Origin of the sequence: Shewanella bicestrii (assembly GCF_002216875.1) — a bacterium.
In the GTDB taxonomy this organism is placed as follows: Bacteria; Pseudomonadota; Gammaproteobacteria; order Enterobacterales; family Shewanellaceae; genus Shewanella; species Shewanella seohaensis.
This window is the reverse complement of the sequence record NZ_CP022358.1, coordinates 447823-468987: the sequence shown is the minus strand read 5'-3', so window position 1 is coordinate 468987 and position 21165 is coordinate 447823. Positions and strand designations below refer to the sequence as shown.

Sequence of the window (21165 nt, the reverse complement as noted above, 5' to 3'; positions counted from 1 at the left end):
ATTTAAACTTGGGATATAATACCAAAACACGCAACAGAGTTGTAATAAAAAACCGTTATTTAATGACCGATATCAAGTTTTGAGGACAAACCCCTGTTAAGTGACGAAAGTTTACAACAGAAGTGTTAACCCCCAAGTGCAACAATACCGTGATTGATAACACTTTTCTTTTCAGTAATCCCTTTTATACTGGCGTAAACTCGCTAAACTGTACGCAACGCGGATCAATAGGAGTGTAAATATGGAATACAACACCTCAGAACTATGTGACATGTACTTAGATGTCGTAGATGTAGTCGAGCCCATGTTCAGTAACTACGGTGGTTGTAGCTCTTTTGGCGGTTCTATCAGCACGATTAAGTGCTTTGAAGACAACGGCCTAATCACCGAGGTCTTACAAGAAGATGGCCAAGGTAAAGTCTTACTGGTTGACGGTGGTGGCTCATTACGCCGCGCCCTGATCGATGCTTCTATCGCTGAAATCGCAGTCAACAACAACTGGGAAGGCATTATCGTTTACGGTTCAGTACGCGATGTGGATGCGCTGGAAGAATTAGACATCGGCATTCAAGCCCTTGCCTCGATTCCAGTCGGTGCCGATGGCAATTCAGTGGGCGAAGTGGAAATTCCGGTCAACTTTGGCGGCGTGACCTTCCTCCCAGGCGATCATATCTATGCCGATAACACTGGTATTATCCTGTCGCCAGAACCACTCGACATTGAGTAATGACAAATTGTCTATCAAGAAAGCCAGCTAAGCTGGCTTTTTTATTGGCTGTTTTCGCTAAGTCCCATTGAATATTCGTCCTTGGGTACGCCACAATATCCCTGTCCCTACCGATAAGAATACGAATCCATGTCTGAATTTATTCCATTTACCCAAGCCGATATGGCCAGTCTAGTGAGCCCAAGAGCGGGTGAAACCAAAATTGGTCAATGTGTACATTTGGCTAATCACGAACATCCGCTCGAGGCGATACTCGCCACAGCCAAAGCCCACGGCGCTCAATTTGCCATTTTAGGTGTAGGGGAAGATATCGGCCCTCGGGCAAACTTAGGCAGAGGCGGCGCCACCGATGCCTTTACCACCAGCATGCGCCAATGGCTGAATTTACAGTCAAATCGTTTTCTTTCGGGCGCCGAATGCCTGATTTTAGGGCAAGTTCATACGGCGGATCTGCAATTACAGGCACAGGACGGCGAAGGCGCGAGCCTACCCCGTTTACGCCAAGCAGTTGAGCAACTCGATGAGCGGGTGATGAGTATCGTTAGCGCCATACAAGCCGCAGGACTTGAACCCATAGTGATTGGCGGCGGCCACAACAATGCCTACGGTCTGTTAATGGCGACTTCGGCCCATTATCAACGCCAAGTTGCCGCGGTGAATTTAGATCCGCACAGTGATTTTCGCCTACTCGAAGGGCGCCACAGCGGTAATGGCTTTAGTTATGCCGCCAATCGCGGCGCGCTGGGTTATTACCATGTGCTCGGTTTGCACGAGCTCAAAAACAGTGAGGCAAATTTACAACAACTGTCTGATTTTGGTGGCACTTGGCATAGCCTGCAACAGATCTGGATTCGCCGCGAAGTGAGCCTTACTGAGGCGCTGCAGGAGATTGCTGGCAAACTCAATCACACCGCCCTGCCCGTTGGATTAGAACTCGATGTCGATGCGATTGCAAAAATGCCCAGCAGCGCCTCAACGGCGGCGGGCATTCCCCTGCTCGATGCCGCGCACTATATCAGTTACATCGCCAGCCATTGCCCCTGTGCTTATTTGCACTTGGCCGAAGCCGCGCCAAGTTGCCATGAGGCGGGTATTGAGGCCGGATTTAGGGATGTCGGCCAGAGTATCAGCGAGTTAATCTATGCCTATGTGCAGGCAAGGCGTCATTTTTTAGCCCAATAGCATGTTAAGCTTGCGCCCTTGTGGGCGCTAAGCTATTCACCAAATCCTGATATTGTGGTCTAATGCCAATCCATTTTATCGGGTCGGCGCACTCAACATTGGCCAATGCCAAACGCCTCAAGCCAACGCCTTGAGGAGAGTTTACTAACTCGATCACAGAGTGATAGATCAAAGATTCAGCAAATGCAGGCGATGGCTTACACTCGCCACTAATACTTTGCAAAACAATAGGAATACATTGATGTCTGAGGGCGAATCTAAAAATACCCACTTTGGTTATAAAACCGTAGAGGCGGATAAAAAGGCCGATCTCGTTGCCGGCGTGTTTCATTCGGTTGCCGCCAAGTACGATATCATGAATGACGTTATGTCCTTCGGTATTCACCGTTTTTGGAAGCGTTACACCATTGAAGTCTCTGGCGCGCGCCCTGGTATGAAGGTGCTCGACCTTGCGGGTGGTACTGGCGATTTAACCGCTAAGTTCTCCCATTTGGTGGGCGATAAAGGCGAAGTGGTATTAGCGGATATCAACGATTCTATGCTGAAAGTGGGCCGCACTAAACTGCGTGACCGCGGCATCGTTGGCAATGTGAGCTATGTGCAAGCCAACGCCGAAGCACTGCCTTTCCCCGATAATCACTTCGATATCATCACTATCGCCTTTGGTCTGCGTAACGTGACCGATAAAGACGCGGCGCTGCGTTCAATGAACCGCGTGCTTAAGCCAGGCGGTAAGTTGTTAGTGTTAGAGTTTTCTAAGCCGCAACATGAGCTGATGCGCAAAGTCTATGACCTATACAGCTTTAAAGTGCTGCCAAAAATGGGTGAAATCATTACGAAAGACGCCGACAGCTATGAGTATCTTGCCGAGTCAATTCGTATGCACCCAGACCAAGAGACCCTCAAGCAAATGATGGTCGATGCGGGCTTTGAACAGGTCGATTACACCAACATGACCGACGGCATTGTTGCCCTGCACCGCGGTTATAAATTCTAATGATGCCGCAAGAAGTGGTGTTACTTGCCTGCGCCGCCATTGAGACGGGTCTGAAGCAACTTCAGACCCAAGCCGGCGACGCCTATGCTCGCCAGCGTCAGTTACATGGCAAAGTCTTTCGCATTCAATTATCACAACTCAGCTGGCCAATTTACTTGGTCTTCGCCAAAGAAATCCAAGTACTGAGTCGCTATGAAGGCGATGTGGATGTCAGCCTGCATGCCGATGCCACGACGCTCTACCGCGTGACAGAAGGTGCTAACCTCACCGAACTCATCAAACAGGATAAGCTCAGCCTCGAAGGTGACCTCAATCTGTTACAAAGCTTCAGCCATTATCTGCGTAGCATAGAGTTTGATTTTGCCGAGCCTCTGTCACGTTACTTAGGCGATGGGCCAACCCATAAACTGCTGAGCACTGGACTACAGGCCAAAGCCTTAGCATTTGAAGTGCTGCGTAAGACACGCTCGCATTTGGGGCAACTCGCTATTGAAGAATATCGCCTTGCGCCACACCGGATTGAACTCATTCATTTTCGCGATCAAATGAATGACTTAGTTGACGATACACGTGCGCTCGAACAACGGATTGCCAAATTAAGAGATCAAATTAAGCCATGACCCTTGCCAGTATCCGCCGCGGTTATCATGTCATTAAAACCCTACTGCAATATGGGTTAGATGACGTATTACCGCCAAAGATGACCCCTTGGTACTTTAAACTCGCCCGCAACAGCCTGTTTTGGATCCGCAATAAACACAAAGGCAAATCTGGCGGCGAGCGTTTAAAGCTGGCGATGCAGGAACTTGGCCCAGTGTATATTAAGCTTGGGCAAATGCTGTCAACCCGCCGTGACTTACTGAGCGATGAATGGGCGACTGAACTGGCCATGTTGCAGGATAAAGTCCCGCCTTTCGATGGTGTCTTGGCACGTCAAGCGATTGAAGCCGAACTTAAAGCCCCCATCGAGAGCTACTTCGACGACTTTGACGAAACACCCTTAGCTTCGGCTTCGATTTCTCAGGTGCATACCGCCACGCTCAAATCCAACGGCAAGGCCGTGGTATTAAAAGTGCTGCGCCCAAATGTGGAAGCTAAAATCCAAGCTGACCTGTTGTTGATGTCGCAAACGGCTAAGGTCATCGATTATCTCCTCGGTGAAGGGAATCGCCTGCGCCCCTCGGAGGTGATTGAAGATTACCGTGTGACCATTCTAGGTGAGCTCAATCTTAAGCTTGAGGCCCTCAATGCCATTAAGCTGCGTAATAACTTCCTCGACTCAGACGCGCTCTATATTCCGTATGTCTACGAAGAGTTTTGCTATCCGCGTTTAATGGTGATGGAGCGCATTTACGGTATTCCGGTATCAGATATCGCCGCACTGAAGGCACAGGGAACTAACTTTAAACTCTTGGCCGAACGTGGCGTAGAGCTGTTTTTCACCCAAGTGTTCCGCGATAACTTTTTCCATGCCGATATGCATCCAGGGAATATTTTTATCTCCCGCGATCATCCCGAGAATCCTTATTATATCGGCCTAGATTGCGGCATTATGGGCACACTCAGCGAAGTCGATAAGCGCTATTTAGCGGAAAACTTCCTCGCGTTTTTCAACCGTGATTACCACCGTATCGCGCAGCTGTATATCGAGTCGGGTTGGGTATCGGAAAAAACCGATCTACAGGCCTTCGAGCAAGCCATCAAGGTCGTTTGTGAACCCATGTTTAACAAGCCCTTAGATGAAATCTCCTTCGGCCACGTGTTATTAGAACTGTTTCGCACCGCACGCCACTTCGATATCGTCGTGCAGCCTCAGCTCGTGCTGCTCGAGAAGACATTACTCTACATCGAAGGCTTAGGACGTCAGCTCTATCCGCAGCTGGATCTCTGGCAAACGGCGAAACCCTTTTTAGAACAGTGGATGGCCGAGCAAGTGGGCCCTAAGGCAATGTTTAAAAAGGTATCCACAAAACTGCCATATTGGTCTGATAAGCTTCCGGAATTCCCTGAGCTAATTTACGATAACCTTAAATTAGGCAGGAAATTGCTGAGTTCTCAGCAACAAATGCTAGATAAGTATCTGAAATATCAGCAGCAAGCACACAAGAGTAATTACTTGCTCATCACTTCTGCAATTTTATTGATCTGCGGCACGTTATTGTTCAACCAAGACGCTACACTGTGGAGCCCTTACGTGTGTCTGATTTCAGGCGCGGTGTTGTGGATTATCGGATGGCGATCTAGGCCAAAGAATCGTAAATTTTAGCTAGCACTAATTAATCAGAGGTTCATAATAGAACCGATATCAATTAAGAGGATACCTTCATGGGTGGCATTAGTATTTGGCAACTTCTTATCATCGCGTTAATCGTTGTCTTATTGTTTGGAACAAAGAAATTACGCTCTTTGGGTGGTGATTTAGGTGGTGCTGTTAAGGGCTTTAAAAACGCTATGTCTTCAGACGAAGATAAAAAAGCGTTAGAAGATGCAGAAGCAGCAAAATCAGTGCAAACAGCACAATCTGCACAACCAACCCAACAGGCGACTGAAAAGAAACCTGAGTCTAACAAAGAACAGGCGTAACTCTTTATGTTTGACGGTATCGGCTTTATGGAGCTGCTGCTGATCGGTGTTCTGGGGCTTGTGGTACTTGGCCCCGAACGTCTACCGGTTGCAGTACGTTCAGTAACAGGTTGGATCCGCGCGATGAAACGCATGGCCAACTCAGTCAAAGAAGAACTTGAGCAAGAGCTAAAGATCGAGCAGTTGCACGCCGACCTCAAAAAAGCAGAGAGTAAAGGTCTATCTAACCTCTCACCCGAATTGCAAGAGTCGATCGACCAGTTAAAGCAAGCAGCACAGTCTGTGAATCGTCCTTACCAAGTGCAAGATGTTCCCGCACCGGAAAACCAGATCCACAACCCTGCGAGCCAGAGTGTTTCTACAGAGGCGAGTCCTTCGGCTTCCTCCGCCCCCACTAGCGAATCCAATCAGGGCGAGGATACCCGTTCCAACCCGAAAGCTAACGGATAATTCATGTCGCAACAGCAGCCACTTATCAGCCATTTGCTTGAACTCAGGTCCAAGCTGCTTAAATCCATTGCCAGTGTGTTAATCGTGTTCATTTGTAGCGTGTATTGGGCAAATGATATTTACCACTACATGGCAATCCCTTTAATGCAGTCTTTGCCCTTAGGTGGCAGCATGATTGCGACCGATGTCGCCGCACCTTTCTTCGCCCCTTTCAAACTGACGTTAGTCCTGTCATTTTTTGTGGCTGTTCCCTACGTGCTCTATCAAATTTGGTCCTTTGTGGCGCCCGGTTTGTATAAGCATGAAAAACGCTTAGTCATGCCGCTACTCTTCAGTAGCACAGTACTGTTTTACTTAGGGATCGCCTTTGCGTATTTCGTTGTATTCCCAGTGGTATTTGGCTTCTTCGCCAACACGGCCCCCGAGGGAGTACAGGTAGCAACCGATATCAGCAGCTATCTCGACTTTGTGCTGAAATTGTTTTTTGCCTTTGGCTTATCCTTTGAAATCCCGGTTGCCGTGGTTCTGCTTTGCTGGGCAGGCGTAACCACTCCAGAAGATCTCAAACAAAAACGCCCTTATATCATTGTCGGCGCATTCGTGGTCGGCATGCTGTTAACGCCACCGGATGTTATCTCCCAGACTATGCTTGCCGTACCAATGCTGTTATTGTTCGAAGGCGGATTATTTGCGGCTCGTTTTTACAGTAAACCTGATGACGAGACCGACGAAGAAGAATCAACGAACGACTAATGCCTCAATCGGCATTAGAGGAAAATAATAATAAGGAAACTGGGATGCGTTTTACTTTACTGACTGGTGCAGTGTTACTGATATCTGCACAGGCTAATGCCGCGATTGAGCAGCAATTAACTCAATGTGCAGGGATAACGGACAAGCTCGAGCGCTTGGTATGCTATGACAACCTCGCAGCAAGCATTCAAGTCACCACAGTGGCCAATAACACCACGGCACCAATAGCTGTCGCCCCCGTTGTCACTCCCGCAGCAGCCCCTGTAGCTGTGGCGACTGCAGCTCCTGTTGCAGCTGCCGCAACCAATGTCGAAGATAATTTCGGTATGGAAGTTAAACGCGTCCAAGAGAATACAACCGACAAAATTTATCTCGATGTGGAGTCGATAGCAGAAGATGCCTACGGCGCCTTAAAGATTACCTTTACCAATGGCCAAGTTTGGAAACAAACCGAAAACCGTAAATTCAATCTAAAAGTCGGTGAAAAAGTATTTATCGAAAAAGCCGCGCTTGGCTCTTTCTTAATGGGCACAGAAAGTCGTAATGCTAAGGTGAGGGTAAAACGCCTAAAATAATGCCATCTTATATAGATATCGCTGTCAACTTGCTTGGCAGCGCACTCGAACCAGACATAGCGCAAATCGTACAAGCAGCGGCGGACCAAGGGGTTTCGCCGTTAATTGTTATTGGCAGCGATTTAACTGAAAGCGCCGCCGCCATTCAATTATGCCAACAGTATCCCAAACAGCTTTACTGCACCGCAGGCGTACATCCCCACCATGCTAGCGAATGGCAAGCAGACTCCAAACAGTTACAAGCCACACTCTGCCAAGCGCCACAAGTTGTTGCTGTCGGTGAATGTGGACTCGACTACAACCGAGACTTCTCCCCTCGCCCTGCCCAGCGCCAAGCGTTTATCGACCAACTCGAACTCGCGGTTGAACTCAAAAAACCGGTACTCATGCATGAACGAGATGCCCACGATGATTTTTTGAGTATTGTTAAAGAATACCGCCCCCATCTCAGCGGAGCATTACTACACTGCTTTACTGGCACCCGGGCTCAAATGGAAGCCTATATCGAGCTCGATCTACATTTAGGCATTACGGGATGGGTATGTGACGAGAGGCGCGGCCTAGAACTTGCCGAGCTCGTCCCGTTTATTCCCAAAGAGCGTTTATTGATTGAAACGGATAGCCCTTACCTGCTACCACGCAGTATGCGGCCTAAGCCTAAGTCCAGTAAAAATAAACCCGAGTACTTGCCCTATATCGCGCAATATATTGCCAATCTACGGGGTGAAAATGCGGCTGAATTTGCCAAACAGTGCTATCAAAATAGCCTAGCCTTTTTTAATTTGAGTCAAGCGAATGGCTAAGTTCGGCAGCTTATTGGTGTTGTTACTCGGTATGCTCATATCATTTGGCAACTTTGCCAATACGATGAGCATAGATGAGCACACACCTACACCACTAAATCTAACTCCTTGGTTGATGGTGACGCACGCCAATGCTAACAGTCAGCTAGACGATATTCAGGCGTTGCCCAAGTCGCAATGGCACAAGTTTACCAGTGATGATATTCAACGCCTTAGCCAACATGATTTTTGGCTGAGAGTAAACCTTACGAGCGGTGATGGGAGTCTTGCACGCATTCTCGCCCTCGATAATCCATTATTGGATAGAGTGACCGTTTTTCATCTAGTGAATAATCAGCTCGTCAACACCACTGAGATGGGTGACACACTGCTCTATAAGAACCGCCCACTGCCGAGCAATATCTTTCTGTATCCCTTTAAACTGAGCACCAATGAGCAACACACCTTCTATCTGCATATCGTTACCGAAGGCAGCGCCGCTGTCCCTCTAAACCTTTGGTCAGCCAATGATTTAGCCCAAATTGCCGAATCAACCGCCGTTGAGCATGGCTTTCAGCTCGGTGTGCTCGCCGCGATAGGGATCTTCAGCCTGTTTATCGCGTTAGCCTCAGGTTCATTTAGCTACAGTTATTACTCAGGTTATGTCCTATGCATGACGCTATTAGTGGCTACGATCAATGGTTATGCATTCCGTTTTCTCTGGCCTAATTGGCCCGCGTTACAGCAACTTATGGTTCCCGTGCTGTTACCTCTGGTGATGGCCTTTGCCTTAATGTTCACAGAGAAAATCCTGCAACTGAAATACTATAACCGCCGGATGTTATTAATGTGCCGCTACAGCGCGGTCTACATTATTCTTGTTGGGCTTTTAGTCCCCTTTTTGCGCTACGGAACCGTGCTGTATATCGAGATAATCTCGGTAGCGATACTCAGCATCATCATGATGATACTCGCCATCATACAAGCCATTAACGGCCAAAAGCTGGCAAAGCTCTATACCATTGGCTGGGTGAGTATGCTTACTGGCGCATGCATTAGCAGCCTACTCTATTTGAGTGTTATCGAATTCAATATCAAGCCGCAAACACCGGTGATGCTTGGGCTCACCTTCGAAATCATCTTTATGTCGCTGGTCCTCGCCATCCGCTATAACGATGAACGTAAATCTAAGCTCCGTATTCAACAGGAGGCCCTCAAGCAAGCGCAAAAGATCCGTAGTGCGCGCGAGGAAGCCTTAAAGGTGGAAGCGGAAACCAATGAAAGACTCGAACAGATGGTGCAGGAACGCACGCTAGAGCTTGAGATAACCCTGCGCGAATTGCATGAAGTTAACCAAAAACTTACCGAGCAGAGCACTATCGATAGCTTAACTGGAGTGAAAAACCGCAGCGCCTTCGATAAACGACTGCTCGCAGAGAGCCGGATTAGTCGTCGCCAAGAAACCCCAATCGCCTTATTAATGCTGGATATAGACCGATTTAAATCCATCAACGATCAATTCGGCCACCTAGCAGGGGATCAGGCATTAAAAGTGATAGCGACAACCTTGCAGCAACATTTAAAACGACCAACCGATCTAGTATCACGTTTTGGTGGTGAAGAGTTTGCTATTATTCTCCCCAATACGACTGCGGATGGCGCTCTTCAAGTCGCTGAAAATATAAGAGATGCAGTGACTAGCATCGGCCTCGCTTGGGAAGGCAAGCCCATTCCCTTAACCGTGAGTATCGGTGTCAGTGCCGACGTCATCAGTAACGACCAACACAGTACCGAATTATTAGAGCAAGCCGACAAGGCGCTCTATCAGGCAAAAAATAGCGGACGCAATCAAGTTAAATTGTATGCGCCAGCACAAACAGAACCTACTTAGGAGTCTAATGTGAACATCATTACCAGTGCCTTCCCTCAGCGCAGAATGCGCCGCATGCGCAAACATGACTTTAGCCGTCGCCTGATGGCTGAGAATCACCTAACAGTCAATGATTTGATCTACCCCATGTTTGTGCTTGAAGGCACTAATCGCAGCGAAAAAGTCGCCTCTATGCCAGGGGTTGAACGCTACTCTATCGACTTACTGTTAAAAGAAGCCGAAGAGCTAGTTGAACTCGGTATTCCATTAATTGCCCTGTTCCCAGTTACCCCTGCCGAGAAGAAATCGCTAATGGCAGAAGAAGCCTACAATGCCGATGCATTAGTGCAACGCGCCGTGCGTGAACTGAAAAAGGCCTTCCCACAACTGGGAATCATGACTGACGTGGCCTTAGATCCTTTCACCACCCACGGTCAAGACGGCATTATCGATGAAACAGGCTATATCCTGAATGACATCACTACAGAGATCTTAGTGAAACAAGCACTCTCCCATGCCGAAGCGGGTGCAGATATTGTTGCCCCGTCGGACATGATGGATGGTCGCATAGGGGCGATTCGCCAAGCGCTCGAAGCCGCTGGCCATGTCAACACTCAAATCATGGCCTATTCAGCCAAATACTCCTCAAGCTACTATGGTCCCTTCCGGGATGCAGTAGGCTCAGCAGGCAACTTAAAAGGTGGCAATAAACATAGCTATCAAATGGATCCAGCCAACAGCGATGAAGCCTTGCATGAAGTGGCACTAGATATCCAAGAAGGCGCAGATATGGTAATGGTGAAGCCTGGTATGCCTTACCTAGATATCGTTCATCGCGTAAAAACCGAATTAGCCGTACCAACCTTCGCTTACCAAGTCAGTGGCGAATATGCCATGCATATGGCGGCCATTCAAAATGGTTGGTTAGCAGAAAAGGCCATCGTCATGGAATCGCTGCTATGCTTCAAACGCGCTGGCGCCGATGGCATCCTTACCTACTTCGCCAAACGTGCAGCACAGTGGCTAAAAGAAGCTAAATAATCGGGCTTAAAAACCAATTCTAAGCATAAAGGGCAGCCATACGCTGCCCTTTTTATTGGCCCGAACAAAGCTCTTAGATCTACGGCTTTATCGTTCAAATCGATAAGCAAACAATGAATATCGTCTTCGCAGAGGCGAATAGAAGGAATAAAGATAATGAAATGGCAAACGCCAAAAACAAAAAAGCCAGCTTGTTCAGCTGGCTTCGTTGTTTAATTAGGCGCTTGGCGATGACCTACTCTCACATGGGGAGACCCCACACTACCATCGGCGCGATTGCGTTTCACTTCTGAGTTCGGGATGGGATCAGGTGGGACCACAATGCTATTGTCACCAAGCAAATTTGCTATTTACTTACCCATCTTATCTCATGCAGGCAGTAAATGAATTCGGAAAGCTGGATTGAGTACCACTTCTTAAGTGTTTGTATTCGTCTAAGTACTACTGAGTAAAACCCATCTGGGTTGTATGGTTAAGCCTCTCGAGTCATTAGTATCAGTTAGCTCAACGCCTCACAACGCTTACACACCTGACCTATCAACGTCCTAGTCTCGAACGGCTCTTTAGTGGACTTAAAGTCCAAGGGATGACTCATCTTGGGGCTCGCTTCCCGCTTAGATGCTTTCAGCGGTTATCGATTCCGAACATAGCTACCGGGCAATGCCATTGGCATGACAACCCGAACACCAGCGGTTCGTTCACTCCGGTCCTCTCGTACTAGGAGCAACTCCCCTCAATCATCCAACGCCCACGGCAGATAGGGACCGAACTGTCTCACGACGTTCTGAACCCAGCTCGCGTACCACTTTAAATGGCGAACAGCCATACCCTTGGGACCGACTTCAGCCCCAGGATGTGATGAGCCGACATCGAGGTGCCAAACACCGCCGTCGATATGAACTCTTGGGCGGTATCAGCCTGTTATCCCCGGAGTACCTTTTATCCGTTGAGCGATGGCCCTTCCATTCAGAACCACCGGATCACTATGACCTACTTTCGTACCTGCTCGACGTGTCTGTCTCGCAGTTAAGCTGGCTTATGCCATTGCACTAACCGTACGATGTCCGACCGTACTTAGCCAACCTTCGTGCTCCTCCGTTACTCTTTGGGAGGAGACCGCCCCAGTCAAACTACCCACCAGGCACTGTCCTTAACCCCGATTAGGGGCCCAAGTTAGAACATCAACACTACAAGGGTGGTATTTCAAGGACGACTCCACGTGAACTAGCGTTCCCGCTTCAAAGTCTCCCACCTATCCTACACATGTAGGGTCAATGTTCAGTGCCAAGCTATAGTAAAGGTTCACGGGGTCTTTCCGTCTAGCCGCGGGTATACGGCATCTTCACCGCAATTTCAACTTCACTGAGTCTCGGCTGGAGACAGCGTGGCCATCATTACGCCATTCGTGCAGGTCGGAACTTACCCGACAAGGAATTTCGCTACCTTAGGACCGTTATAGTTACGGCCGCCGTTTACCGGGGCTTCGATCATGAGCTTCTCTTGCGATAACCCAATCAATTAACCTTCCGGCACCGGGCAGGCGTCACACCGTATACGTCATCTTGCGATTTTGCACAGTGCTGTGTTTTTGATAAACAGTTGCAGCCACCTGGTATCTGCGACTGCCGTCAGCTTAGGGAGCAAGTCCCATCACCAACAGCAGCGTACCTTCTCCCGAAGTTACGGTACCATTTTGCCTAGTTCCTTCAGCCGAGTTCTCTCAAGCGCCTTGGTATTCTCTACCCGACCACCTGTGTCGGTTTGGGGTACGATTCCCGCTAACCTGAAGCTTAGAAGATTTTCCTGGAAGCATGGCATCAACTACTTCATCCCCTTGGGGACTCGTCATCAGCTCTCAGTGTTAAGAACGCCCGGATTTGCCTAAGCATTCCACCTACCACCTTAAACGCGGACTACCAACGCCGCGCTAGCCTAGCCTTCTCCGTCTCTCCATCGCAGTTAGCGGAAGTACAGAAATATTAATCTGTTTCCCATCGACTACGCCTTTCGGCCTCGCCTTAGGGGTCGACTCACCCTGCCCCGATTAACGTTGGACAGGAACCCTTGGTCTTTCGGCGAGGGGGTTTTTCACCCCCTTTATCGTTACTCATGTCAGCATTCGCACTTCTGATACCTCCAGCGTGGGTTACCCCTTCACCTTCAACGGCTTACAGAACGCTCCTCTACCGCGCAACCCTAATGGATTGCACCCGTAGCTTCGGTGGTATGTTTAGCCCCGTTACATCTTCCGCGCAGGCCGACTCGACTAGTGAGCTATTACGCTTTCTTTAAATGATGGCTGCTTCTAAGCCAACATCCTAGCTGTCTAAGCCTTCCCACATCGTTTCCCACTTAACATACACTTTGGGACCTTAGCTGACGGTCTGGGTTGTTTCCCTTTTGACGACGGACGTTAGCACCCGCCGTCTGTCTCCCGGATAGCACTCTTTGGTATTCGGAGTTTGCAAAGGGTTGGTAAGTCGGGATGACCCCCTAGCCTTAACAGTGCTCTACCCCCAAAGGTGTTCGTCCGAGGCGCTACCTAAATAGCTTTCGAGGAGAACCAGATATCTCCCGGTTTGATTGGCCTTTCACCCCCAGCCACAAGTCATCCGCTAATTTTTCAACATTAGTCGGTTCGGTCCTCCAGTTGATGTTACTCAACCTTCAACCTGCCCATGGCTAGATCACCGGGTTTCGGGTCTACGCCTTGCAACTAAACGCGCAGTTAACACTCGGTTTCCCTACGGCTCCGCTATTCGCTTAACCTCGCTACAAAACGTAAGTCGCTGACCCATTATACAAAAGGTACGCAGTCACGGTCTCAAGTACCGCTCCCACTGCTTGTACGTATACGGTTTCAGGTTCTATTTCACTCCCCTCACAGGGGTTCTTTTCGCCTTTCCCTCACGGTACTGGTTCACTATCGGTCAGTCAGGAGTATTTAGCCTTGGAGGATGGTCCCCCCATATTCAAACAGGATATCACGTGTCCCGCCTTACTCGTTTTCATCAAAGGTTAGTTTTCGTGTACGGGGCTATCACCCTGTGCCGCTGGACTTTCCAGACCATTCCACTAACACCCCTCTGACTTAAGGGCTAATCCCCGTTCGCTCGCCGCTACTAGGGGAATCTCGGTTGATTTCTTTTCCTAAGGGTACTTAGATGTTTCAGTTCCCCTCGTTTGCCTCACTACACTATGTATTCATGTAGTGATAACAGCTTATGCTGCTGGGTTCCCCCATTCGGACATCGTTAGCTCAAATGCTTGTTACTAGCTCGCCAACGCTTTTCGCAAGTTACTACGTCCTTCATCGCCTCTGACTGCCAAGGCATCCACCGTATACGCTTAGTCGCTTAACCATACAACCCAAATGAGTTTCACTTGAATTGTTGCGACCAGCTGGTTTTACTTGTCTCATCTTCGACCAAGAAGATGGACTCGCCTTAGACTTGAATATTCAAGACACTTAAAAAGTGTTTTAAGAACTCAATTTTTTTCGTATTAACACAACGACAGACATCATTGCGTTAATTACTATCAGCTTTCCAAATTGTTAAAGAACAATGCTTACCGGCATGCGGTGCATTTCGCTCTCCCTCCTCTTTCGAGAAGTTCAACAAGCCATCTGTGTGAACACTCAACAAACATCGAGTTAGTCGTATAGGTAAGGAGGTGATCCAGCCCCAGGTTCCCCTAGGGCTACCTTGTTACGACTTCACCCCAGTCATGAACCACAAAGTGGTGAGCGCCCTCCCGAAGGTTAAGCTACCCACTTCTTTTGCAGCCCACTCCCATGGTGTGACGGGCGGTGTGTACAAGGCCCGGGAACGTATTCACCGTGGCATTCTGATCCACGATTACTAGCGATTCCGACTTCATGGAGTCGAGTTGCAGACTCCAATCCGGACTACGACGAGCTTTGTGAGATTAGCTCCACCTCGCGGCTTTGCAACCCTCTGTACTCGCCATTGTAGCACGTGTGTAGCCCTACTCGTAAGGGCCATGATGACTTGACGTCGTCCCCACCTTCCTCCGGTTTATCACCGGCAGTCTCCCTAGAGTTCCCACCATTACGTGCTGGCAAATAAGGATAGGGGTTGCGCTCGTTGCGGGACTTAACCCAACATTTCACAACACGAGCTGACGACAGCCATGCAGCACCTGTCTCAGAGTTCCCGAAGGCACTAAGCTATCTCTAGCGAATTCTCTGGATGTCAAGAGTAGGTAAGGTTCTTCGCGTTGCATCGAATTAAACCACATGCTCCACCGCTTGTGCGGGCCCCCGTCAATTCATTTGAGTTTTAACCTTGCGGCCGTACTCCCCAGGCGGTCTACTTAATGCGTTAGCTTGAGAGCCCAGTGTTCAAGACACCAAACTCCGAGTAGACATCGTTTACGGCGTGGACTACCAGGGTATCTAATCCTGTTTGCTCCCCACGCTTTCGTGCCTGAGCGTCAGTCTTTGTCCAGGGGGCCGCCTTCGCCACCGGTATTCCTCCAGATCTCTACGCATTTCACCGCTACACCTGGAATTCTACCCCCCTCTACAAGACTCTAGTTTGCCAGTTCGAAATGCAATTCCCAGGTTGAGCCCGGGGCTTTCACATCTCGCTTAACAAACCGCCTGCGCACGCTTTACGCCCAGTAATTCCGATTAACGCTTGGACCCTCCGTATTACCGCGGCTGCTGGCACGGAGTTAGCCGGTCCTTCTTCTGTAGGTAACGTCACAGCTGCAAGGTATTAACTTACAACCTTTCCTCCCTACTGAAAGTGCTTTACAACCCGAAGGCCTTCTTCACACACGCGGCATGGCTGCATCAGGGTTTCCCCCATTGTGCAATATTCCCCACTGCTGCCTCCCGTAGGAGTCTGGGCCGTGTCTCAGTCCCAGTGTGGCTGATCATCCTCTCAGAACAGCTAGGGATCGTCGCCTTGGTGAGCCATTACCTCACCAACTAGCTAATCCCACCTAGGTTCATCCAATCGCGAGAGGCCCGAAAGTCCCCCTCTTTCCCCCGTAGGGCGTATGCGGTATTAGCAGTCGTTTCCAACTGTTATCCCCCTCGACTGGGCAGATCCCTAGGCATTACTCACCCGTCCGCCGCTCGCCACCTCATGAGTAAACTCACTTGTGCTGCCGCTCGACTTGCATGTGTTAGGCCTGCCGCCAGCGTTCAATCTGAGCCATGATCAAACTCTTCAATTAAAAGTTTTGTGAATCCGAAGATTCGACTCAATGAATTCTGAATCGACTTAACTTAATAAGTCGTTGTACATATTGCTATGAACACTCATTCATTGATTTAAATTTTGATTACTCGCCAAACGGCAGAGTAATTTCGATTAACTCAACACCTGTGAGTGTCCACACAGATTTCTTGTTTAGATTGTTAAAGAGCATTTGACCTCAGCTTTCGCGTTACCGCTCAGCGGGTCAGGGCTGCGTATTCTACGCATTTCCCTTGTCGCGTCAAGGCGTTTTTGCAAACTTCTTGAGGCTTTCGAATCAACTGCACATTTTGCATTCGATTCTGACTCACACCGCGCTTGCTTTCGCTGTCTGCCGTGTCAGTGGATGCGCATTATAGGCACCGAAAACTTTTGTGCAAGTGCTTTTTTCAGGTTTTTTGCATTATTTTTCAAATCGCTTTTTACACCCAAACTAGGCACAAGCTACCCACCACTTATTCCCATAGTTATCCACATTCCGAAATTTTTAACTATTGTGGTAGGCCGCAATTGGGGTGGTAGGTCACTTGCAGTAAAGGTTATTTAAAGTGGGTTAAAGCATCGATGCTTTAAATAACACTGTAATTTCGAAACATGACTTCTATAAAAAGGCAGCCTAATTATGTCGTTTACAACAAAACCCAGTTCAATGGAGTTACACATTCTCTTCTTAAACCTTAAACCCTTCGCATTGCATTAAAGAGAACGATACACATCTTGTCGTAGCGGGCTCCATCGAGGAGGAGCAGCCCAAAGCTAGCGCCTGCTCCTATAAGATGGAGCAAATTGACAGGACAATGGTATATAGCAACATTGTGCAAAGAGAAAGAGCAATGTTAGGCCTGATTAAGAGCTCAAATCATTATGAATCGCGAAATGAAAGTGTACTCGTGCACACAGAGGTCCACAAACTAAATACGTTGTACAAGGGGCGTAGTAAAAAGGAACTTTAAAAAGCAAAAAGGCCACCTAACAAGGTGGCCTTTCTTAATTTAGCGTTTGGCGATGACCTACTCTCACATGGGGAGACCCCACACTACCATCGGCGCGATTGCGTTTCACTTCTGAGTTCGGGATGGGATCAGGTGGTACCACAATGCTATTGTCACCAAACAAATTTTGCTCTAGGAAAACACACTAGATTGTATGGTGCTGATACCCAGAATCGAACTGGGGACCTCATCCTTACCAAGGATGCGCTCTACCGACTGAGCCATATCAGCAATTTTTTATCATCAATGATGATTTAATTAGGCGCTTGGCGATGACCTACTCTCACATGGGGAGACCCCACACTACCATCGGCGCGATTGCGTTTCACTTCTGAGTTCGGGATGGGATCAGGTGGGACCACAATGCTATTGTCACCAAGCAAATTTGCTATTTACTTACCCGTCTTATCTCATGCAGGCAGTAAATTAATTCGGAAAGCTGGATTGAGTGCACTTCTTAAGTGTTTGTATTCAAGCTAAGTGCTACTTAGCAAAACCCATCTGGGTTGTATGGTTAAGCCTCTCGAGTCATTAGTATCAGTTAGCTCAACGCCTCACAACGCTTACACACCTGACCTATCAACGTCCTAGTCTCGAACGGCTCTTTAGTGGACTTAAAGTCCAAGGGATGACTCATCTTGGGGCTCGCTTCCCGCTTAGATGCTTTCAGCGGTTATCGATTCCGAACATAGCTACCGGGCAATGCCATTGGCATGACAACCCGAACACCAGCGGTTCGTTCACTCCGGTCCTCTCGTACTAGGAGCAACTCCCCTCAATCATCCAACGCCCACGGCAGATAGGGACCGAACTGTCTCACGACGTTCTGAACCCAGCTCGCGTACCACTTTAAATGGCGAACAGCCATACCCTTGGGACCGACTTCAGCCCCAGGATGTGATGAGCCGACATCGAGGTGCCAAACACCGCCGTCGATATGAACTCTTGGGCGGTATCAGCCTGTTATCCCCGGAGTACCTTTTATCCGTTGAGCGATGGCCCTTCCATTCAGAACCACCGGATCACTATGACCTACTTTCGTACCTGCTCGACGTGTCTGTCTCGCAGTTAAGCTGGCTTATGCCATTGCACTAACCGTACGATGTCCGACCGTACTTAGCCAACCTTCGTGCTCCTCCGTTACTCTTTGGGAGGAGACCGCCCCAGTCAAACTACCCACCAGGCACTGTCCTTAACCCCGATTAGGGGCCCAAGTTAGAACATCAACACTACAAGGGTGGTATTTCAAGGACGACTCCACGTGAACTAGCGTTCCCGCTTCAAAGTCTCCCACCTATCCTACACATGTAGGGTCAATGTTCAGTGCCAAGCTATAGTAAAGGTTCACGGGGTCTTTCCGTCTAGCCGCGGGTATACGGCATCTTCACCGCAATTTCAACTTCACTGAGTCTCGGCTGGAGACAGCGTGGCCATCATTACGCCATTCGTGCAGGTCGGAACTTACCCGACAAGGAATTTCGCTACCTTAGGACCGTTATAGTTACGGCCGCCGTTTACCGGGGCTTCGATCATGAGCTTCTCTTGCGATAACCCAATCAATTAACCTTCCGGCACCGGGCAGGCGTCACACCGTATACGTCATCTTGCGATTTTGCACAGTGCTGTGTTTTTGATAAACAGTTGCAGCCACCTGGTATCTGCGACTGCCGTCAGCTTAGGGAGCAAGTCCCATCACCAACAGCAGCGTACCTTCTCCCGAAGTTACGGTACCATTTTGCCTAGTTCCTTCAGCCGAGTTCTCTCAAGCGCCTTGGTATTCTCTACCCGACCACCTGTGTCGGTTTGGGGTACGATTCCCGCTAACCTGAAGCTTAGAAGATTTTCCTGGAAGCATGGCATCAACTACTTCATCCCCTTGGGGACTCGTCATCAGCTCTCAGTGTATAGTGACCCGGATTTGCCTAAGTCACCCACCTACCACCTTAAACGCGGACTACCAACGCCGCGCTAGCCTAGCCTTCTCCGTCTCTCCATCGCAGTTAGCGGAAGTACAGAAATATTAATCTGTTTCCCATCGACTACGCCTTTCGGCCTCGCCTTAGGGGTCGACTCACCCTGCCCCGATTAACGTTGGACAGGAACCCTTGGTCTTTCGGCGAGGGGGTTTTTCACCCCCTTTATCGTTACTCATGTCAGCATTCGCACTTCTGATACCTCCAGCGTGGGTTACCCCTTCACCTTCAACGGCTTACAGAACGCTCCTCTACCGCGCAACCCTAATGGATTGCACCCGTAGCTTCGGTGGTATGTTTAGCCCCGTTACATCTTCCGCGCAGGCCGACTCGACTAGTGAGCTATTACGCTTTCTTTAAATGATGGCTGCTTCTAAGCCAACATCCTAGCTGTCTAAGCCTTCCCACATCGTTTCCCACTTAACATACACTTTGGGACCTTAGCTGACGGTCTGGGTTGTTTCCCTTTTGACGACGGACGTTAGCACCCGCCGTCTGTCTCCCGGATAGCACTCTTTGGTATTCGGAGTTTGCAAAGGGTTGGTAAGTCGGGATGACCCCCTAGCCTTAACAGTGCTCTACCCCCAAAGGTGTTCGTCCGAGGCGCTACCTAAATAGCTTTCGAGGAGAACCAGATATCTCCCGGTTTGATTGGCCTTTCACCCCCAGCCACAAGTCATCCGCTAATTTTTCAACATTAGTCGGTTCGGTCCTCCAGTTGATGTTACTCAACCTTCAACCTGCCCATGGCTAGATCACCGGGTTTCGGGTCTACGCCTTGCAACTAAACGCGCAGTTAACACTCGGTTTCCCTACGGCTCCGCTATTCGCTTAACCTCGCTACAAAACGTAAGTCGCTGACCCATTATACAAAAGGTACGCAGTCACGGTCTCAAGTACCGCTCCCACTGCTTGTACGTATACGGTTTCAGGTTCTATTTCACTCCCCTCACAGGGGTTCTTTTCGCCTTTCCCTCACGGTACTGGTTCACTATCGGTCAGTCAGGAGTATTTAGCCTTGGAGGATGGTCCCCCCATATTCAAACAGGATATCACGTGTCCCGCCTTACTCGTTTTCATCAAAGGTTAGTTTTCGTGTACGGGGCTATCACCCTGTGCCGCTGGACTTTCCAGACCATTCCACTAACACCCCTCTGACTTAAGGGCTAATCCCCGTTCGCTCGCCGCTACTAGGGGAATCTCGGTTGATTTCTTTTCCTAAGGGTACTTAGATGTTTCAGTTCCCCTCGTTTGCCTCACTACACTATGTATTCATGTAGTGATAACAGCTTATGCTGCTGGGTTCCCCCATTCGGACATCGTTAGCTCAAATGCTTGTTACTAGCTCGCCAACGCTTTTCGCAAGTTACTACGTCCTTCATCGCCTCTGACTGCCAAGGCATCCACCGTATACGCTTAGTCGCTTAACCATACAACCCAAATGAGTTTCACTTGAATTGTTGCGACCAGCTGGTTTTACTTGTCTCATTTCCGACCAAGGAAATGGACTCGCCTTAGACTTGAATATTCAAGACACTTAAAAAGTGTTTTAAGAACTCAATTTTTTTCGTATTAACACAACGACAGACATCATTGTATTAATTACTATCAGCTTTCCAAATTGTTAAAGAGCGGGCTTAAAAAAGCCAAAGATAATTTTTCAGTTTATCTTTGGCATCTCTAACCAGATTGCAGTAAATGGTGGAGCTATGCGGGATCGAACCGCAGACCTCCTGCGTGCAAGGCAGGCGCTCTCCCAGCTGAGCTATAGCCCCATTTACATGCAGTGCGAGCAAATAAGATGTTCCAAACCTCTTAAAGGATTGGTTTGCCAATCATTTCTTATCAAGGCGGACAGTGGCGACGTTTAGTTCACTAAACGAGTCACTTTTCAACGCTGAGAAGGAAGGATTGGTGGGTCAGAGTGGACTTGAACCACCGACCTCACCCTTATCAGGGGTGCGCTCTAACCAGCTGAGCTACAGACCCATCTTTTACTCTATCTT

At 48.9% G+C, this 21165-nt stretch carries 12 protein-coding genes, 3 tRNA genes and 6 rRNA genes; 12 read left to right on the top strand and 9 right to left on the bottom strand.

Annotation, left to right across the window (positions count from 1 at the left end; genetic code table 11):
* Nucleotides 1-241 precede the first annotated feature (241 nt).
* The 12 genes from rraA (at nt 242) to hemB (ending at nt 10960) form a co-directional block, all read left to right on the top strand.
* Entirely contained in the window at nt 242-727 is a 486-nt protein-coding gene (gene rraA, locus CF168_RS02170) for a ribonuclease E activity regulator RraA (RefSeq protein WP_011624278.1), read from the top strand.
* A gap of 129 nt (nt 728-856) precedes the next feature.
* Entirely contained in the window at nt 857-1909 is a 1053-nt protein-coding gene (locus CF168_RS02165; RefSeq protein ID WP_089066804.1) for a formimidoylglutamase, read from the top strand.
* Between the two features lie 241 nt (nt 1910-2150).
* Nucleotides 2151-2906: a bifunctional demethylmenaquinone methyltransferase/2-methoxy-6-polyprenyl-1,4-benzoquinol methylase UbiE gene (gene ubiE / locus CF168_RS02160; RefSeq protein WP_086902287.1), complete on the top strand. Its 756-nt coding sequence runs from the start codon at nt 2151-2153 to the stop codon at nt 2904-2906.
* Nucleotides 2906-3526 carry a ubiquinone biosynthesis accessory factor UbiJ gene (locus CF168_RS02155; protein ID WP_089066803.1) on the top strand — a complete coding sequence of 207 codons (621 nt, stop codon included), beginning with the start codon at nt 2906-2908 and terminating at the stop codon, nt 3524-3526. The genes ubiE and CF168_RS02155 overlap by 1 nt, the downstream gene beginning before the upstream one ends.
* Entirely contained in the window at nt 3523-5172 is a 1650-nt protein-coding gene (ubiB, locus tag CF168_RS02150; RefSeq protein WP_089066802.1) for a ubiquinone biosynthesis regulatory protein kinase UbiB, read from the top strand. The genes CF168_RS02155 and ubiB overlap by 4 nt, the downstream gene beginning before the upstream one ends.
* A 59-nt stretch (nt 5173-5231) precedes the next feature.
* On the top strand, nt 5232-5489 hold the full coding sequence (tatA, locus tag CF168_RS02145; protein ID WP_086902290.1) for a Sec-independent protein translocase subunit TatA: 258 nt from the start codon (nt 5232-5234) through the stop codon (nt 5487-5489).
* 6 nt (nt 5490-5495) lie between these two features.
* The gene (gene tatB, locus CF168_RS02140) at nt 5496-5939 is read left to right on the top strand and encodes a Sec-independent protein translocase protein TatB (protein WP_086902291.1); all 444 of its coding nucleotides are present in this window, start codon (nt 5496-5498) and stop codon (nt 5937-5939) included.
* Nucleotides 5940-5942: 3 nt separating this feature from the next.
* Nucleotides 5943-6692, top strand: coding sequence for a twin-arginine translocase subunit TatC (gene tatC, locus CF168_RS02135; protein ID WP_086902292.1), 750 nt, complete (start codon nt 5943-5945; stop codon nt 6690-6692).
* Between the two features lie 44 nt (nt 6693-6736).
* Nucleotides 6737-7267, top strand: a complete 531-nt coding sequence (locus CF168_RS02130) for a hypothetical protein (protein ID WP_089068883.1) — start codon at nt 6737-6739, stop codon at nt 7265-7267.
* The gene (locus CF168_RS02125) at nt 7267-8070 is read left to right on the top strand and encodes a TatD family hydrolase (protein ID WP_086902293.1); all 804 of its coding nucleotides are present in this window, start codon (nt 7267-7269) and stop codon (nt 8068-8070) included. Before CF168_RS02130 ends, CF168_RS02125 begins: the two co-directional genes overlap by 1 nt.
* On the top strand, nt 8063-9940 hold the full coding sequence (locus CF168_RS02120; RefSeq protein WP_089066801.1) for a sensor domain-containing diguanylate cyclase: 1878 nt from the start codon (nt 8063-8065) through the stop codon (nt 9938-9940). Before CF168_RS02125 ends, CF168_RS02120 begins: the two co-directional genes overlap by 8 nt.
* 9 nt (nt 9941-9949) lie before the next feature.
* A complete protein-coding gene (gene hemB / locus CF168_RS02115) occupies nt 9950-10960 on the top strand; it encodes a porphobilinogen synthase (RefSeq protein ID WP_011624289.1) in 1011 nt (336 codons plus the stop codon).
* Between the two features lie 222 nt (nt 10961-11182).
* Here the strand turns inward: hemB and rrf (CF168_RS02110) are convergent.
* From rrf (CF168_RS02110) to CF168_RS02070, 9 genes are all read right to left on the bottom strand, one after another.
* Nucleotides 11183-11298, bottom strand: a 5S ribosomal RNA gene (gene rrf, locus CF168_RS02110).
* Between the two features lie 130 nt (nt 11299-11428).
* Nucleotides 11429-14322: ribosomal RNA gene (locus CF168_RS02105) — 23S ribosomal RNA — on the bottom strand.
* Nucleotides 14323-14628: 306 nt separating this feature from the next.
* Nucleotides 14629-16171: ribosomal RNA gene (locus tag CF168_RS02100) — 16S ribosomal RNA — on the bottom strand.
* Nucleotides 16172-17191: 1020 nt separating this feature from the next.
* Nucleotides 17192-17307, bottom strand: a 5S ribosomal RNA gene (gene rrf, locus CF168_RS02095).
* A 34-nt stretch (nt 17308-17341) separates the two neighbouring features.
* Nucleotides 17342-17417: transfer RNA gene (locus CF168_RS02090), tRNA-Thr, on the bottom strand.
* A gap of 33 nt (nt 17418-17450) precedes the next feature.
* Nucleotides 17451-17566, bottom strand: a 5S ribosomal RNA gene (gene rrf, locus CF168_RS02085).
* A gap of 130 nt (nt 17567-17696) precedes the next feature.
* Nucleotides 17697-20589, bottom strand: a 23S ribosomal RNA gene (locus CF168_RS02080).
* The 16S, 23S and 5S rRNA genes sit together here with 3 tRNA genes alongside, the layout of an rRNA operon.
* Nucleotides 20590-20858: 269 nt before the next feature.
* Nucleotides 20859-20934 (bottom strand) — tRNA-Ala (locus tag CF168_RS02075).
* Between the two features lie 137 nt (nt 20935-21071).
* Nucleotides 21072-21148: transfer RNA gene (locus tag CF168_RS02070), tRNA-Ile, on the bottom strand.
* Between the last annotated feature and the right edge of the window lie 17 nt (nt 21149-21165).

What these genes read in the sequence shown, in the direction of transcription:
- rraA (WP_011624278.1), top strand. Translation starts at nt 242, where the DNA reads ATGGAATACAACACCTCAGAACTATGTGACATGTACTTAGATGTCGTA.
- CF168_RS02165 (WP_089066804.1), top strand. Translation starts at nt 857, where the DNA reads ATGTCTGAATTTATTCCATTTACCCAAGCCGATATGGCCAGTCTAGTG.
- ubiE (WP_086902287.1), top strand. Translation starts at nt 2,151, where the DNA reads ATGTCTGAGGGCGAATCTAAAAATACCCACTTTGGTTATAAAACCGTA.
- CF168_RS02155 (WP_089066803.1), top strand. Translation starts at nt 2,906, where the DNA reads ATGATGCCGCAAGAAGTGGTGTTACTTGCCTGCGCCGCCATTGAGACG.
- ubiB (WP_089066802.1), top strand. Translation starts at nt 3,523, where the DNA reads ATGACCCTTGCCAGTATCCGCCGCGGTTATCATGTCATTAAAACCCTA.
- tatA (WP_086902290.1), top strand. Translation starts at nt 5,232, where the DNA reads ATGGGTGGCATTAGTATTTGGCAACTTCTTATCATCGCGTTAATCGTT.
- tatB (WP_086902291.1), top strand. Translation starts at nt 5,496, where the DNA reads ATGTTTGACGGTATCGGCTTTATGGAGCTGCTGCTGATCGGTGTTCTG.
- tatC (WP_086902292.1), top strand. Translation starts at nt 5,943, where the DNA reads ATGTCGCAACAGCAGCCACTTATCAGCCATTTGCTTGAACTCAGGTCC.
- CF168_RS02130 (WP_089068883.1), top strand. Translation starts at nt 6,737, where the DNA reads ATGCGTTTTACTTTACTGACTGGTGCAGTGTTACTGATATCTGCACAG.
- CF168_RS02125 (WP_086902293.1), top strand. Translation starts at nt 7,267, where the DNA reads ATGCCATCTTATATAGATATCGCTGTCAACTTGCTTGGCAGCGCACTC.
- CF168_RS02120 (WP_089066801.1), top strand. Translation starts at nt 8,063, where the DNA reads ATGGCTAAGTTCGGCAGCTTATTGGTGTTGTTACTCGGTATGCTCATA.